Raw genomic sequence first — 13,577 nt, 5'->3', positions numbered from 1 at the left:
TCGACCAGTAGGGCTGAAACTATGTGTGGTATTGTCGGTATCGTCGGTAAGAGTGACGTCAATCTGCAACTCTACGATGCGCTTACCCTGTTGCAACACCGCGGACAGGACGCCGCCGGCATCGTCACTTGCGACCGTGACCGTCTCAACCAGCAGAAGGCCAATGGCCTGGTCCGCGATGTGTTTCGCGCGCGGCACATGGAGCGCCTGAAGGGCAACTTTGGGATCGGCCACGTGCGTTACCCCACGGCCGGCAGCTCCGGTCCGGCGCTGGCCCAGCCGTTTTATGTCAATTCCCCGTATGGCATCGCCATGGCGCACAACGGCAACCTCACCAATATGAAAGAGGTGGTCGACGAGATCTTCCAGCAGGACCTGCGCCACATCAATACCGATTCCGATTCGGAAGTGCTGTTGAATGTCTTCGCCCACGAGCTCCACAAGCTGGGCAAGTTGCAGCCCAAGGCCGAGGATATCTTTACCGCGATGCGCGCAGTGCACAAACGTGTGCGCGGCGGTTATGCCTGCGTCGCCCTGATCGTGGGTTATGGCATCGTCGCTTTCCGGGATCCCCACGGCATCCGCCCGCTCGTTTACGGCAAGCGTGAGACGGACCAGGGCACTGAATATATGGTGGCCTCCGAATCTGTGGCCCTGGACGTGCTGGGTTACACCCTGGTGCGCGATGTGGCCCCGGGAGAAGCCATCTACATTGAGCTGGATGGCACCGTACACGCGGAGCAGTGCGCGGAAAACGCGAGCCTGAACCCCTGTATCTTTGAGCACGTCTACTTTGCCCGTCCGGACTCCATCATGGATGGTGTCTCCGTGCACAAGGCGCGCCTGCGCCAGGGCGAGCACCTGGCCGACAAGATCCTGCGCGAGCGCCCCGATCACGATATCGACGTGGTTATCCCGGTACCGGATTCCGCCCGCACCGCTGGCCAGACCGTGGCCCACCGTCTGGGGGTGAAGTTCCGTGAGGGTATGGTCAAGAACCGCTATATCGGCCGCACCTTCATCATGCCGGGACAGAAGCAGCGCAAGAAGTCCGTGCGCCAGAAACTGAACGCCATCGAGCTGGAATTCCGCGGCAAGAACGTGCTGCTGGTGGATGATTCCATCGTCCGCGGCACCACCTGCAAGCAGATCATCCAGATGGCCCGTGATGCCGGTGCGGCCAAGGTGTATTTCGCCTCGGCGGCACCCGCGGTGAAATTCCCCAATGTCTACGGTATCGATATGCCCTCCGCCGAGGAGCTGGTAGCCCACGACCGCACCACGGAAGAAGTGTGCAGGGAGATCGGAGCCGACTGGCTGATTTACCAGGATCTCGATGACCTGATCGAGAGTTCCGGTGAAGGCAACAGCGAGATCGAGCGTTTCGACTGCTCCGTATTCAATGGGGATTATGTGACCGGGGATGTGAGTGAGCAGTACCTGCAGCGACTGCACGCCGAGCGTAACGACCAGGCCAAAAGCGGCAAGGGCAACCAGAGCCCGCTGTAATGCTTCGTTGACTCCGTTCCGAGAAAAAGCCCGCGCTCAGCCCGCGGGCTTTTTCGTTTTTGCGGGTTTGTTCCAGGGAAGCGAACTGGCGGCAATATCGTTTACAATCGGGGACTTTGCAGTAGTCTGTACAGACCACAACCCGGGACGGTGTATGCATGTTTGAAGACGACGGTTACTCCCTGGAAACGCTGGCGGTGCGCGCCGGCCAGGTTCGCTCCGATGAGGGCGAGCACTCCGAAGCGATCTACCTGACCTCCAGTTACGTATTTCCCTCCGCTGCTGAAGCGGCGGCGCGTTTTTCCGGTGAGAGCCCCGGCAACGTCTACTCCCGCTACACCAATCCCACCGTGCGCACTTTCGAGCAGCGCATCGCGGCGCTGGAGCAGGGGGAGGCGGCAGTGGCCACTTCCAGCGGTATGGCTGCAATCCTGAGCCTGTGCATGGCCCTGCTGAAAAGTGGCGACAAGGTGATTTGTTCGCGCAGCGTGTTCGGCACGACCACGGCATTGTTCACCCGCTATATGGAAAAGTTTGGTGTGCGGGTGGCTTTCGTCGACCTGACCGACATGCAGGCCTGGCGCGATGCCCTCGACGGGGATACGAAGCTGTTGTTCATGGAAACCCCGTCCAACCCCCTGTGCGAGGTGGCAGACATCCGTGCGCTGGCCGACCTAGCCCACAGTGCCGGCGCCCAGCTGGTGGTGGATAACTGCTTCTGCACCCCCGCCCTGCAGCGCCCGCTGACCCTGGGGGCCGATATCGTGGTGCATTCCGCAACCAAGTACCTGGACGGGCAGGGCCGCTGTGTCGGCGGTGTCGTGGTCGGCAGGAAGGCGGTGATGGATGAACTGGTAATCTTCCTGCGTACCGCCGGCCCGAGTATGAGTCCGTTCAATGCCTGGGTTTTCCTCAAGGGGCTGGAGACGCTCAGCCTGCGCATGCAGGCACACTCGCGCAATGCGCTGGCTCTGGCCTGGTGGTTGGATGAGCAGCCCGGCGTGGAGAAAGTGAATTACACCGGCCTGCCCAAGAATGCCGGTCACCTGCTGGCGGCGAGCCAGCAGTCCGGGTTTGGCGGTGTGCTCAGCTTTACTGTGCGCGGCGACCGGGAAGAGGCGTGGAAGGTGATCGATGCCTGCCGCATTTTCTCCGTGACCGCGAACCTGGGCGATGCCAAGAGCACCATCGTGCACCCGGCTACCACCACCCATGGACGCCTCAGCGAGGAGGAGAAAGCGCGGGCGGGTATCACTGAGAACCTGATCCGGGTATCCGTGGGGCTCGAGGATGTCGAGGACCTGCAGCGGGACCTGGCGCGGGGTTTGGCCCTGTTGGCGAAATAACGCGCGATAGGCGCCGAATGTGGCGCCTCCGGCCGACCGCAGGTGGCGGCCACCTATGATAAAAGGTGGGGTTGAATCCCCGGCCCGGTACCCACTGGTAGGGCCGCCGACCCGGTGCCGGCGTAGAGGATTACGCCACCGAGCGACAAAAAACTGAGCAGTAATGGACTAGCCGTGCAAAAGATTATTTCCGCCATCGTCAGTGATATCGGCAGGGTGTTGTTGGGCAAGGAGCACCAGGTGAAACTGGCGCTGGCATGCCTGCTCTCCCGGGGACACCTGTTGATCGAGGACCTCCCGGGCATGGGCAAGACCACCCTGGCCCACGCCCTGGCCCAGGTACTGGGGCTCTCCTACAACCGGGTCCAGTTCACCAGCGATATGCTGCCGGCGGATATCCTCGGTGTTTCCATCTTCGAGCGGGACAGCGGCAACTTCCGTTTCCACGAGGGGCCGGTGTTCAGCCAGTTGCTGCTGGCAGACGAGATCAACCGCTCCTCGCCAAAGACGCAGAGCGCGCTGCTGGAAGCGATGGAGGAGCGGCAGGTCAGCGTCGACGGTGAAACCCGCGCATTGCCGGACCCGTTTTTTGTCATTGCCACCCAGAATCCCCTGCACCAGTCCGGTACTTTTGCCCTGCCGGAATCCCAGCTGGACCGTTTCCTGATGCGCATCAGCCTCGGCTACCCGACCCGGGAAGCAGAGCGGGCGCTGTTCCAGGGCGTGGATCCACGGGCAGAGCTGCGGCAACTGCAGCCGCGTATCGATGTGTCAGACCTCAAGCGGTTGCAGGCACTGGTAGGCCAGGTGAAGGCCTCGGAGAGCGTATTGGACTATCTTGAGCGCCTGGTGTCCTTCACCCGCCAGAGCCCGGATTGCACCGTGGGCCTCTCTCCGCGGGGAGCCCTGGCACTGTTGCATGCCGCCCGTGCCTGGGCGCTGATCGATGGTCGCAGCCATCTGTTGCCCGAGGATATCCAGGCCGTGCTGCCCTCGGTGGCCGGGCATCGCCTGCACAGCGAGAGCGGTGACGGCTCCCAGCTGGTGGAGCGACTGATGCACCAGGTTGACGTGATTGCTGCCTAGGGATGAGAGTCTCCACCGGTGATCGGCAAATTCCCCCGCAGGGTCTGCGTGCGCGCTGGCAGGCACTGACCAGTCGCTGGCTGGAGCGCCGGGCGCCGGCAGCCCGCACTGTGACCCTGAGCCATCGCAAGCTGTTCATCCTGCCCTCCCGCGCCGGTCTCGGTTTCCTGCTGGTCATACTGCTGCTGTGGCTGCTCGGCACCAATTACGAGAACAACCTGGTATTCGCCCTGGCCTTCCTGCTGGTGAGCCTGTTCGCGGTACTGCCGGTACACACCTTTGCCAACCTCTCCGGCCTGACCCTGCGCCTGCTGGCGGCGCCGCCGACCTTTGCCGGGGACTATGCCCGCGCGCGCCTGGCGGTCAGTCGCAGCGGTCATCGCTTGCGGGAGCATATCGAGATCGCCTGGCCACCCGAGGACGGGGCGCAACTGGACCTGGTGGATGCGGAATCGGCAGAGGTGGAGGTCGCATTGCCGGTCAATCGGCGCGGCAGGGTCCGGGCCCCCCGGCTCAGGGTGCAGAGCCGCTATCCGCTGGGTCTGTTTCGCTGCTGGAGTCATGTGGATCTGGACATCGAATTCCTGGTGTACCCGGCGCCCCGGGACCCGGGATCGTTGCCCCTGGGGGCCACAGCGGGGGAGGGCAGGAGCCCCGAGCGCCGCCGCGGCGGTGATGACTTCGCCGGCTTGCGTCCCTACCAGCCCGGGCACTCGCTGCGGCATGTGGCCTGGAAGCAGTTTGCTGGCGGGCGGGACCTGCACAGCAAGGAATACGACACCGGTGCCGATACGCGGCTGTGGCTCGACTGGGACCTGCTCGCTGGCCGTGATGTGGAGACTCGCCTCTCCGGCCTCTGTCACTGGGTGCTTGAAGCCGAGCGGGCGCAGATCCCCTATGGCCTGCGGTTGCCGGGCACCAGCCTCGAGCCATCACTGGGTGAGTCCCAGCGGCAGCGCGCGTTGTTAGCCCTGGCCGAATTCCCTGTGCAGGGGGTGGAATGAGTCGCCCCGAACAGCTGTTGCCGCGGGAGAGCCTGTTGTGGATCTTTGCCGCCCAGTTCACCGTCCTCCTGCCCCACTTCGCTCGCCTGCCACTGTGGATCGTCCTCGGTTGGTTGATCGCTGTGCTGTGGCGCTTCGAGGTCTACCGGGGCCGGCGGGAATTCCCCGGGCGCCTGGTCAAACTGCTGGCGGTTGCGGTGGCGGTGGGTGGGCTGGCGCTGTCGTACCGGCGCTGGTTCGCGCTGGAGCCGATGGTGGCGCTGCTGGCCGTTTCCTTTGCACTGAAGAACCTGGAACTGCTGAGCCGGCGGGATGCCTTCCTGAGCCTGCTGCTGGCTTATTTCGTTGCCGCCACCCTGTTCGTATTCGAACAGACCATTCCCTACGCGCTCTATGGTGTGCTTGCAACGGCGGTCGTGACCGCGGCGCTGGCGGCTCAGCTGGGCGGTTTCAGTGCCCGTCCGCGCCGGGCGTTCGGTCTCTCCCTGCGCCTGCTGGCGCAGTCGGTACCGTTGATGCTGTTGCTGTTTGTGGTGATGCCGAGGCTGGAGCCGCTGTGGGCGGTGCCACAGAACAGTGGTGGTGCCAGTACCGGTATCAGCGACTCCATGACCCCGGGGGACTTCACCCGCCTGTCGAAGTCCGACCAGCCGGCGTTAAGGATCGCTTTCGACGGCCCGGTACCACCGCCGGAGCAACGCTACTGGCGTGGCCTGGTCTATTCCCACTTCGACGGTCGGCGCTGGAGCCAGGGTTTTGGGGTGGATCCCCGCGAGGGCGCGCGGGTTTCCTGGAGGGAGAATGAGCAGCCGCTGCCGGAGGTGGGGCCACGGTATCGCTACCGGGTGATTCAGGAACCAACCCGCAACCAGTGGCTGTTTGCCATGGCCCGCCCCCATTCGGAAACGGACGGGGTGGGGGAGACCGGCGACGACCGCCTGGTGCGCTCCATCCCCGTTTACAGCCGTTTTGCCTATGACGTTCGCTCCTGGCCGCGCAGCAGCCTGACCCCATCGTCGGTACTCGGTGATTTCGAGCGCCGGCGCAACCTGCAGCTGCCGGCTGAGGGCAATCCGCAGGCGAGGGCGTGGGCCAGGCGCCTGGCGGAGGAGCACGGGGACGGCGACTCGATATCCGCGGCGGTGCTGGCGTTCTTCAACCGGAGCTTCACCTACACCCTCAAACCGCCGGCGCTGGGCGCCGACTCCGTCGACGAGTTCCTGTTCGAGAGCCAGCAGGGATTCTGTGAACATTTCGCCGGCAGTTACGTGTTCATGATGCGTGCCGCCGGTATCCCCGCGCGGGTGGTCGCCGGATACCAGGGCGGCGAGTGGGTGGAGCAGGAGGAGTACCTGCTGGTAAGGCAGTATGACGCACACGCCTGGGCGGAGATCTGGACGCCGGCGCGGGGCTGGCAGCGGGTCGACCCGACCGCTGCCGTATCCCCGGAGCGTATTCGCGATGGCCTGCAGACTGCCGCCGCGGAAGAATTCATGGAAGATGCCCTGCTGCCGCTGCACCGGATTTCTGTGCTGAATCGGCTGCGCCTGGAGTGGGACATGATCAACTACCGCTGGTACCAGACGGTGGTGAGTTTTGACAGCGACAGTCAGCAGAACCTCCTGCAGCGGGTGCTGGGAGAGGTCTCGCCACTGCGTCTGGCGATCCTCCTGCTGGTGCCGGCGGGCGTCGGGCTGGTGCTGCTGCTGGCGTGGCTCTGGTGGACCGGTCGCGGTGCACGGCTGCCGCGGGCACAGCGCCTGTACCTGCGCTTTTGCCGCAGGATGGCCCGCGCCGGGATCCCGCGCCGCCAGGGTGAAGCACCGCGGGACTATGCCGCACGAGTCGCCAGTGAGGCGCCCCGGCTGGCGGCGATGGCTGCGGCGGTCACCGCCGCTTACGAGCGCGCGGCCTACGCGGAGGAGCCCGCAGCTGAGCGGCAGCTGGCTCGGTTACTGCGTCAGTGGCGGCTGACGGCGACATCCCCGGTCGCCAGTGCCACTGCCACCCCCGGGCTGGACAGTGGTGGCACGCAGGCCTGAGCATTCCCCGGCGACTCTCCAATCCCATACGACCCGTTGGCAAAAAGGCACGATGACGGCAAGACTGACCAGATTCCTACTCGGCTATGGTGGCACCGCGCTGGCCACCGGACTGCAGGTGATCCTGTTGCCCTGGATCGCAGTTGCCGTGGTGGACTTGCCGGCCCTGCACCTGGGGTGGGTACAGGCCTCTGTGTTGCTACCGAACCTGGTTTTCCTGCTGTTCGGTGGTGTGCTTGCCGACCGCCGGGACCCGGCCCTGGTCGCAGGTCTCGCGTGCCTGGGGCTGGCACTCTGCCACGGTGCGCTGTTGCTGTATTTCGCTCACAGTGTGCCCAACCTGCCGGTACTGATGCTCTACGGAATCAGCCTTGGCACCTGCACTGCATTCCTGCAGCCGGCACGGGACAATCTCGTCCACCGCAGTGCACACCGCCCGGTGGCGCGGGGCGGACACAGCGGGGTGCAGCACACCGTGACCTGGATGATGCTGGCCCAGTATGGTGGTCAGGCGGTGGGCATGCTGCTGGCCAGTCGCTTTGACCAGTGGGGGGTGGAGCGGCTGCTGGGGATCCAGGTCACCGTGCTGCTGGTGGCGGCACTGCTGCTGTTCTCCCTGCGCCTCCGCTCAAGGGAGCGCCGTCCGCGGCCGCAGTTACCGCTGGCGTTGATCGTCGATGGCATGGTTCAGGCCTGGCAGCGACCGGCACTGCGAGAGTTGATCGCACTGGTGGCCTTCAACGGCTTCGTTCACATCGGAGTCTTTCTGGTGGTGCTGCCGTTGCTGGCAGAGGACTATGGCAGGGGAGCCAGTTATTACGCCACGCTGCAGCTGGCATTCATCGCTGGCACGGTGGTAGCGACGGTGACCATGCTGCGGCGCGGCCAGGGACAGGAGCCGGGGCGCGGTATCCTGATGTGTCTGCTCTACAGTGCTGTCCTGCTGGTGGCGATCAGCTTCGGTCCAACGCCACTGGGGCTGCTGTTGCTGTGTGCCCTGTGGGGCGTGGTGGCGGCGGCCTCGGCCGCGCTGGGGCGCGCGGTGGTGCAGATCCTGGCGCCTGAGGAGTACCGCAGCCGCATCATCTCCATCTACCAGCTGGCCCTGTTCGGCTCGGCCGCCCTGGGCGCACTCGCTGCCGGGGTGGTCAGTGAATATGCTGCGCCGTTCACCACCCTGCGCTGGGCGGGCATCGCCAGCCTGATCGCATTTGTGCTGCTGATCCTCAGTGGCGATTTGCGTCGCTACCGGGTCGAGAGCCATGAGAGCCACGATTGAGCCCGGCGAATCCCCCGCGCTTTACCAGCGGTTGGTAATCCACATGGTCTGGTAGGGCGCGAGGGTGATCTCCCCGATCATATCCTCGAACACCTGCCCACTGATGACGTCCTTCCACTGGTCGATACCGATCAGGTTCAGGCTCGACAGCAGCACCGTCTGTTCGCGGTCTGAAATATTGTTGAGGCAGAAAATGCTCTGGCGGCGGTCGAGGCTCTGGCGCCAGAATGCGAATATCTGTTCCCCCAGGTGGAGGGTGAACTGGGTGGCATTGGGATGAAACGCGGCCTGTTCCCTCCGTAACTGAATCAACTCGCGCAGACGGTAGAACACCCGGTGGTGATGGCTGCCGCGGTCGGCGAGTTTCTCATTGAGCTCCTCTTCCTGCCACTGGCGGCGGTTGATGGCGCGGTTGTGGCCGTGTTCCTCGACCCGTGCATAGTCATTGGTGGAGCCCACCAGACTGTGAATATAAAAGGCGGGGATACCTTCAAGAGCCAGCATGATGGCGTGGGCACAGATAAACCGCTGCAGCTGCCACTGGTCCTCGCCGGCGGTGGTGCCTTTAAGGGCATCGTAAAGTGCAATGTTGATTTCGTAGGGTTTTGCACTGCCATCATCCAGCGCGCGCCAGGAAATACTGCCACCAAAGTTTTCCATCGTCTGGATGAGGGCCTGCTGCTCATCGTCGCTGAGTAACCCCTCCACCGGGCGCAGGCCGATGCCGTCGTGGGAGGCGATAAAGTTGAAATAGGTGGTGCCGTTCTGTGCTGGCGGCATGCTCATGAGCCAGTTTTTCAGGTGGTGGCAGTTGCCACTCACCAGGGTGTGCACCAGTAGTGGCGGCAGCGAGAAGTTGTAGATCAGGTGCGCTTCGTTGGCATTGCCGAAATAGGACAGGTTTTCCCGGTTCGGAATGTTGGTCTCGGTGATGATGATGGCATTGGGATCGGCGTGCTCGATCAATGTGCGCAGCAGGCGCACAATCTCGTGGGTCTCTTCCAGGTTGATGCAGCTGGTGCCGATTTTCTTCCACAGGAACGCCACCGCATCGAGCCGGAAAATACGCACACCCATATCCAGGTAAAGGCGGATGATGTCCACCATTTCCAGCAGGACTTTCGGGTTGCGGAAGTCCAGGTCGATCTGGTCGTGGCCGAAGGTGCACCAGACACAACGGGTTTCCTCACCGTTCTGTACTGATCTCAAAAGCGGGGTAGTGCGTGGCCGGACCACCCCGGTCAGGTCCTCGTTCGGGTGCACGGTGAAGAAGTAATCCCGCCCCGGATCCCTGTCCTGCTGGAAGTTGAGGAACCACTGGTGCTGGGCGGAGCAGTGGTTGATGACCAGGTCCGCCATCAGGTGAAAGTCAGTGCTGATGCGCAGGATGTCACTCCAGTCGCCGAGGTCCGGATCCACCTGCCGGTAGTCGATCACTGCAAAGCCATCGTCGCTGGAGTAGGGGAAAAACGGCAGTATGTGCACGCTGTTGATCAGCATGGTGAAGTGGGTCTTGAGGAAATGGTGCAGGGTCTTCAGGGGATGCTGGCTGCCGTTCTGGATGGTGTTGCCGTAGGTGATCACCACCATATCGGTCTCGTCCCACAGGTTTTTGTGGTGCAGCGGTGTCTGGCAGTCCTCATGCAGGCGCATGACCTGCACCAGTTCCCCGGCCAGGCCGCAGTCCTGCAGGTGCGGGTAGATGACCTTCAGGTGGTCGCAGACTTTCTGTTGCAGCAGTTCCCTGATCGGTAGCTCGGTGCTGTGTTGACTGCTCATGGGGTTCTCTCGTTCAGGGACTGTATTCGTGGAAGTCCGCCTCGACCGCCTCGTTAAGCTCCAGCAAAAATTCCGGCGCGGCACTGGTAATCCGACTCCAGCTGGGAATAAATGGCGTTTCCATCGGGTTTTCCAGGAAGGTCTGGCCCGCCTTCATGAGGTTGCGGGCAAACAGCTCTACGGTCTGTTCTTCTTTGTGAATATCGAATGCGAGTCCGTTCATGATGGCATCGTTACGATAGGTCTCGACAAAATCCAGCGCGATGCGGAAATAGGTGGCCTTGATACTGCGGAAGATTTCCGAGGAGAACACGATGCCCTGGGTGGCGAGCTTGCGGAACAGGGACTTGGAGATATCGATGGACATTTTCGACAGCCCGCCCTGTTCGTCATGGAAGGAAACGGATTGGTGCTTGTGGTCGTAGGCGTGCGCGATATCCACCTGACACAGTCGGTTGGTGGAATAGTTGCGATACATTTCCGACAGCACGCCGATCTCCAGTCCCCAGTCGCTGGGAATGCGCAGGTCATTGATCACATCGCGACGGAAAGAGAACTCTCCGGCCAGTGCATAGCGGAAACTGTCCATGTAGTTCAGGTAGTCCGTGTGGCCGTAAATTTTTTTCAGGGTGCGGATCAAGGGAGTCACCAGCAGCCGGCAGACGCGGCCATTGATTTTTCCCGAGGCTACCCGGGAGTAGAAGCCCTTGCAGAACTCATAATTGAAGTTGGGGTTGGCAATCGGGTAGAACAGCCGCGCCAGCAGAGAGCGATCGTAGGTGACAATGTCGCAGTCGTGCAGCGCCACTGCCTCTCCCCGGCGCGAGGAGAGGATATAGCCGAGACAATACCAGACGTTACGCCCCTTGCCTGGTTCCAGAGGTGCCAGTCCGCGTTCCTGCAGTTTGGCGTCCAGGTTGCGCAGACGCGGCCCGTCGTTCCAGAGCACCCGCACATGCTGCGGCAGTTTGCTGAAAACACGCATGGCCTCCCGGTACTGGCTCTCATCGGCGCGGTCGAGCCCGATCACGATTTCGGAGAGATAGGGCACGCGGGACAATTCATCGAGAATCTTTGGCAGCGCCTCGCCCTCCAGTTCTGAATACAGCGAGGGCAGTAGCAGCGACATGGGGCGCTGGCGGGAAAATTCGATCAGTTCCCGCTCCATCTCCTCCAGTGGTCGGCGGGAGAGATTGTGCAGGGTGGTGATGCTGCCATTCTGGAAAAAGTCTGTCACATTGCGCTCCTGGGCTTTTAATGGTCCGGCTTTTCTTCTCTTGGGTTGGCCGGGGGTTTTCTCTCGAGTACGCGGTTTACTGGTGGTTATTGTTGTCTTGCGGTGGTGTCGGGAAAGACCAGGTCGCCGATGACCTCGCGCCAGCCCAGGGGGCCCTCGGCACTGCTGTGGATCACCCTTCGTCCGGGAATCGATTCCAGTTGAGGTGGCGGGCGGTCTGCCGCACGGATAATGACTGCCACATCGGCCACGGCCAGCATGTCCAGGTCATTCTCGCTGTCACCGGCGCAGATCAGGGGCACCTGTGCGTTGCTGTCCTGTTGGTAGCACCGGCGCAGTACTGTTGTCGCCTGCCCCTTGTCGGTAGGGCCCTGCAGGTGCAGGAAACGCCCACCCTGCAGCGTGGTCAGGCCCGCATCCCGTGCGCGCTGGCGAAAAGCGGCTCTTTCGTCATCCGTTCCCCGCCACAGCAGGGGCTCGGAGTAGCGTCGCTGTTGCGCCAGTTCGGCCTGCTCCGGGGAGAGGCCGGTCGCTGCGACAATATCCGCGGTAGAGGCCTGGGAGAAGGCGAGATAGGGCGCACCGTGCTTGATGGCGTCCGCCTGAAGATAGCGCACCAGCACATCGCGGGTTCTGCCGGTCTCCAGGATCAGCAGGCCGGTATTGCCGGGCTCGGGTTTCGCTTCGGCAGGAGGGCTGGAGAAGTAATCCTCGGGAATCAAGATGGCGGAGCCGTTTTCACAGATAAAGGGATGCCGGTTACCCAGTTCCTGTCGTAGGGCAAGCATCTCCGGAATCGTCTTGCTGCTGTTGAGTACCACCGGCACGGTGGCTCGATCCAGGGCCCTGAGCAGCGGATCAACCGGCTCGTGGGAGTAGTCGTGGTGGTCCAGCAGGGTGCCATCCAGGTCGCTCACAATCAGCCAGGGGTGGTCCGAAACCTTGTCTGCTCCGGGAGCACTTTGCCTGTTCGATGGATCCGCTGTCATCACTGCCCTGTCTGTGTGCGTCTTCTGTATCAGGTAATCCAAATTTAGTGCCAGAACCGTTTTGCGCGAAGAAATCCCCGCTGTACGGCGTGTATTGCCGCAAATCCCCCATGCCCCTTCGGAAGCCGCAGGTGGTGGCGGAGTTGTTGCCAGAGCGGTATTGGGGCCGCTACCGGTTGATGGCATTCAGCAGTGCACCGAATTGGTGTTCACTTCTCTGCAGGAAAACTCTAATGCGTCACGGCGGTGCAGGGGAGTTCGTAGACCTTACCGAGGTAGAAAGTGGCGCCACTGTGGTGCGGGCAGCGGATCAGAGGAGGATGGTGGGTACGACGTGGGATGATAGTCGGGAGCAGGATGGCGGTCGGGCAGGGAGAGGATGTGACGCCGGCCCGTATTCGGGCCGGCCTGGCGGCTGGTATCAGCGCGCGTGATCAGAGTGACTGGATCCAGGTGCCATCCGGCTGGCGACAGGCGGAGCCCTGGGTGGCCTGCGGCTGCCCGCCACTGATGACCTCTGCGGTGTAGGAGCGGCAGTATTGGTCTCCATGCTGCCGCACAGGACCGGGGGTCACTGCGTATTGCTGCTGCCCCTGGTCCCCCCAGGTGATGCGCTGCCCTTCCGGCGCAAACTCCAGTGCCTGGGCGACACAGGCCTGGTTTCGGGCGTCCATGCGCCGGCCCACCTCACCACCGATCAGGACACCGGCAATGGCGCCGCCGATGGTCGCCGCAGTTTTACCGCGGCCGCCGCCGATCTGGTGACCCAGTACGCCGCCGATCAGCCCGCCGAGAACGTTACCGACCCTCTCACTGTTACAACGGGTGCCGGTGGGTTGCGGCGCCGGTCGCCATTCAGGACGGTACTCCGGCTCGGGTGCGCGGTCGTCAAACCAGGGCGGCAGCACCACGACGGCATGCTGGTGGTGGCGGCGACTGGGGCGGCATTCCCGCTCCTCTTCGTAGCTTCCGTCGCTGTACCACTCGCGCTCTACCTTGCAGTTGCCGTCCCAGTATTCTTCCTCTGCTACGGAGTATTTATGGTGCTTGTGCTTGTGTTTATGCTTCTTCCAGCCCCGCCCCTCCGGCGGCTCTGCCACGGCCGCAACGGCAAGGCCGCAGGACAGCAATACAGCGGCCATTCTGGTCAATGTCTTCATGTCTTCCTCGATTCTTATGCTTCTGTCCGGGCCCGATCCGGCATGTGCCATCCGGCGGGGTGGACAGTTTACCAACTCGGCGAATACAGACAGCCTTTACTTCGAGAAGTTGCGATTGGCGTCACGGCGGGAATGTGGTGTGTGCA

The 13,577-nt window shown here is 62.8% G+C and carries 10 protein-coding genes; 6 read left to right on the top strand and 4 right to left on the bottom strand.

Annotation, left to right across the window (positions count from 1 at the left end; translation table 11 throughout):
- Nucleotides 1–21 precede the first annotated feature (21 nt).
- The 6 genes from purF (at nt 22) to LVD12_RS03930 (ending at nt 8,266) form a co-directional block, all read left to right on the top strand.
- A complete protein-coding gene (purF, locus tag LVD12_RS03955; RefSeq protein WP_237065794.1) occupies nt 22–1,509 on the top strand; it encodes an amidophosphoribosyltransferase in 1,488 nt (495 codons plus the stop codon).
- 158 nt (nt 1,510–1,667) lie between these two features.
- Nucleotides 1,668–2,855, top strand: coding sequence for an O-succinylhomoserine sulfhydrylase (locus LVD12_RS03950; RefSeq protein ID WP_237065793.1), 1,188 nt, complete (start codon nt 1,668–1,670; stop codon nt 2,853–2,855).
- Between the two features lie 174 nt (nt 2,856–3,029).
- A complete protein-coding gene (locus LVD12_RS03945; RefSeq protein ID WP_237065791.1) occupies nt 3,030–3,941 on the top strand; it encodes an AAA family ATPase in 912 nt (303 codons plus the stop codon).
- 2 nt (nt 3,942–3,943) lie between these two features.
- A complete protein-coding gene (locus tag LVD12_RS03940; protein ID WP_237065789.1) occupies nt 3,944–4,945 on the top strand; it encodes a DUF58 domain-containing protein in 1,002 nt (333 codons plus the stop codon).
- The gene (locus LVD12_RS03935) at nt 4,942–6,987 is read left to right on the top strand and encodes a transglutaminase TgpA family protein (RefSeq protein ID WP_237065787.1); all 2,046 of its coding nucleotides are present in this window, start codon (nt 4,942–4,944) and stop codon (nt 6,985–6,987) included. The genes LVD12_RS03940 and LVD12_RS03935 overlap by 4 nt, the downstream gene beginning before the upstream one ends.
- A 52-nt stretch (nt 6,988–7,039) precedes the next feature.
- On the top strand, nt 7,040–8,266 hold the full coding sequence (locus LVD12_RS03930) for an MFS transporter (RefSeq protein ID WP_237065785.1): 1,227 nt from the start codon (nt 7,040–7,042) through the stop codon (nt 8,264–8,266).
- A gap of 21 nt (nt 8,267–8,287) precedes the next feature.
- On the opposite strand, the gene LVD12_RS03925 is transcribed toward LVD12_RS03930, so the two are convergent.
- From LVD12_RS03925 to LVD12_RS03910, 4 genes are all read right to left on the bottom strand, one after another.
- On the bottom strand, nt 8,288–10,045 hold the full coding sequence (locus tag LVD12_RS03925; protein ID WP_237065782.1) for a sugar phosphorylase: 1,758 nt from the start codon (nt 10,043–10,045) through the stop codon (nt 8,288–8,290).
- A 13-nt stretch (nt 10,046–10,058) separates the two neighbouring features.
- The gene (locus LVD12_RS03920) at nt 10,059–11,282 is read right to left on the bottom strand and encodes a glycosyltransferase family protein (protein ID WP_237065780.1); all 1,224 of its coding nucleotides are present in this window, start codon (nt 11,280–11,282) and stop codon (nt 10,059–10,061) included.
- An 86-nt stretch (nt 11,283–11,368) separates the two neighbouring features.
- Nucleotides 11,369–12,199 carry an HAD-IIB family hydrolase gene (locus LVD12_RS03915; RefSeq protein WP_237065778.1) on the bottom strand — a complete coding sequence of 277 codons (831 nt, stop codon included), beginning with the start codon at nt 12,197–12,199 and terminating at the stop codon, nt 11,369–11,371.
- Between the two features lie 506 nt (nt 12,200–12,705).
- Nucleotides 12,706–13,431 carry an RT0821/Lpp0805 family surface protein gene (locus tag LVD12_RS03910; protein ID WP_237065776.1) on the bottom strand — a complete coding sequence of 242 codons (726 nt, stop codon included), beginning with the start codon at nt 13,429–13,431 and terminating at the stop codon, nt 12,706–12,708.
- Nucleotides 13,432–13,577: the final 146 nt, after the last annotated feature.

It is taken from the genome of Microbulbifer guangxiensis (assembly GCF_021729075.1).
Lineage (GTDB): Bacteria > Pseudomonadota > Gammaproteobacteria > Pseudomonadales > Cellvibrionaceae > Microbulbifer > Microbulbifer guangxiensis.
This window is presented reverse-complemented; position numbering and strand designations above follow the sequence as displayed.

Coding starts and splice junctions, on each gene's coding strand:
- LVD12_RS03930 (WP_237065785.1), top strand. CDS start 7,040: ATGACGGCAAGACTGACCAGATTCCTACTCGGCTATGGTGGCACCGCG.
- purF (WP_237065794.1), top strand. CDS start 22: ATGTGTGGTATTGTCGGTATCGTCGGTAAGAGTGACGTCAATCTGCAA.
- LVD12_RS03925 (WP_237065782.1), bottom strand. CDS start 10,045: ATGAGCAGTCAACACAGCACCGAGCTACCGATCAGGGAACTGCTGCAA.
- LVD12_RS03935 (WP_237065787.1), top strand. CDS start 4,942: ATGAGTCGCCCCGAACAGCTGTTGCCGCGGGAGAGCCTGTTGTGGATC.
- LVD12_RS03910 (WP_237065776.1), bottom strand. CDS start 13,431: ATGAAGACATTGACCAGAATGGCCGCTGTATTGCTGTCCTGCGGCCTT.
- LVD12_RS03940 (WP_237065789.1), top strand. CDS start 3,944: ATGAGAGTCTCCACCGGTGATCGGCAAATTCCCCCGCAGGGTCTGCGT.
- LVD12_RS03950 (WP_237065793.1), top strand. CDS start 1,668: ATGTTTGAAGACGACGGTTACTCCCTGGAAACGCTGGCGGTGCGCGCC.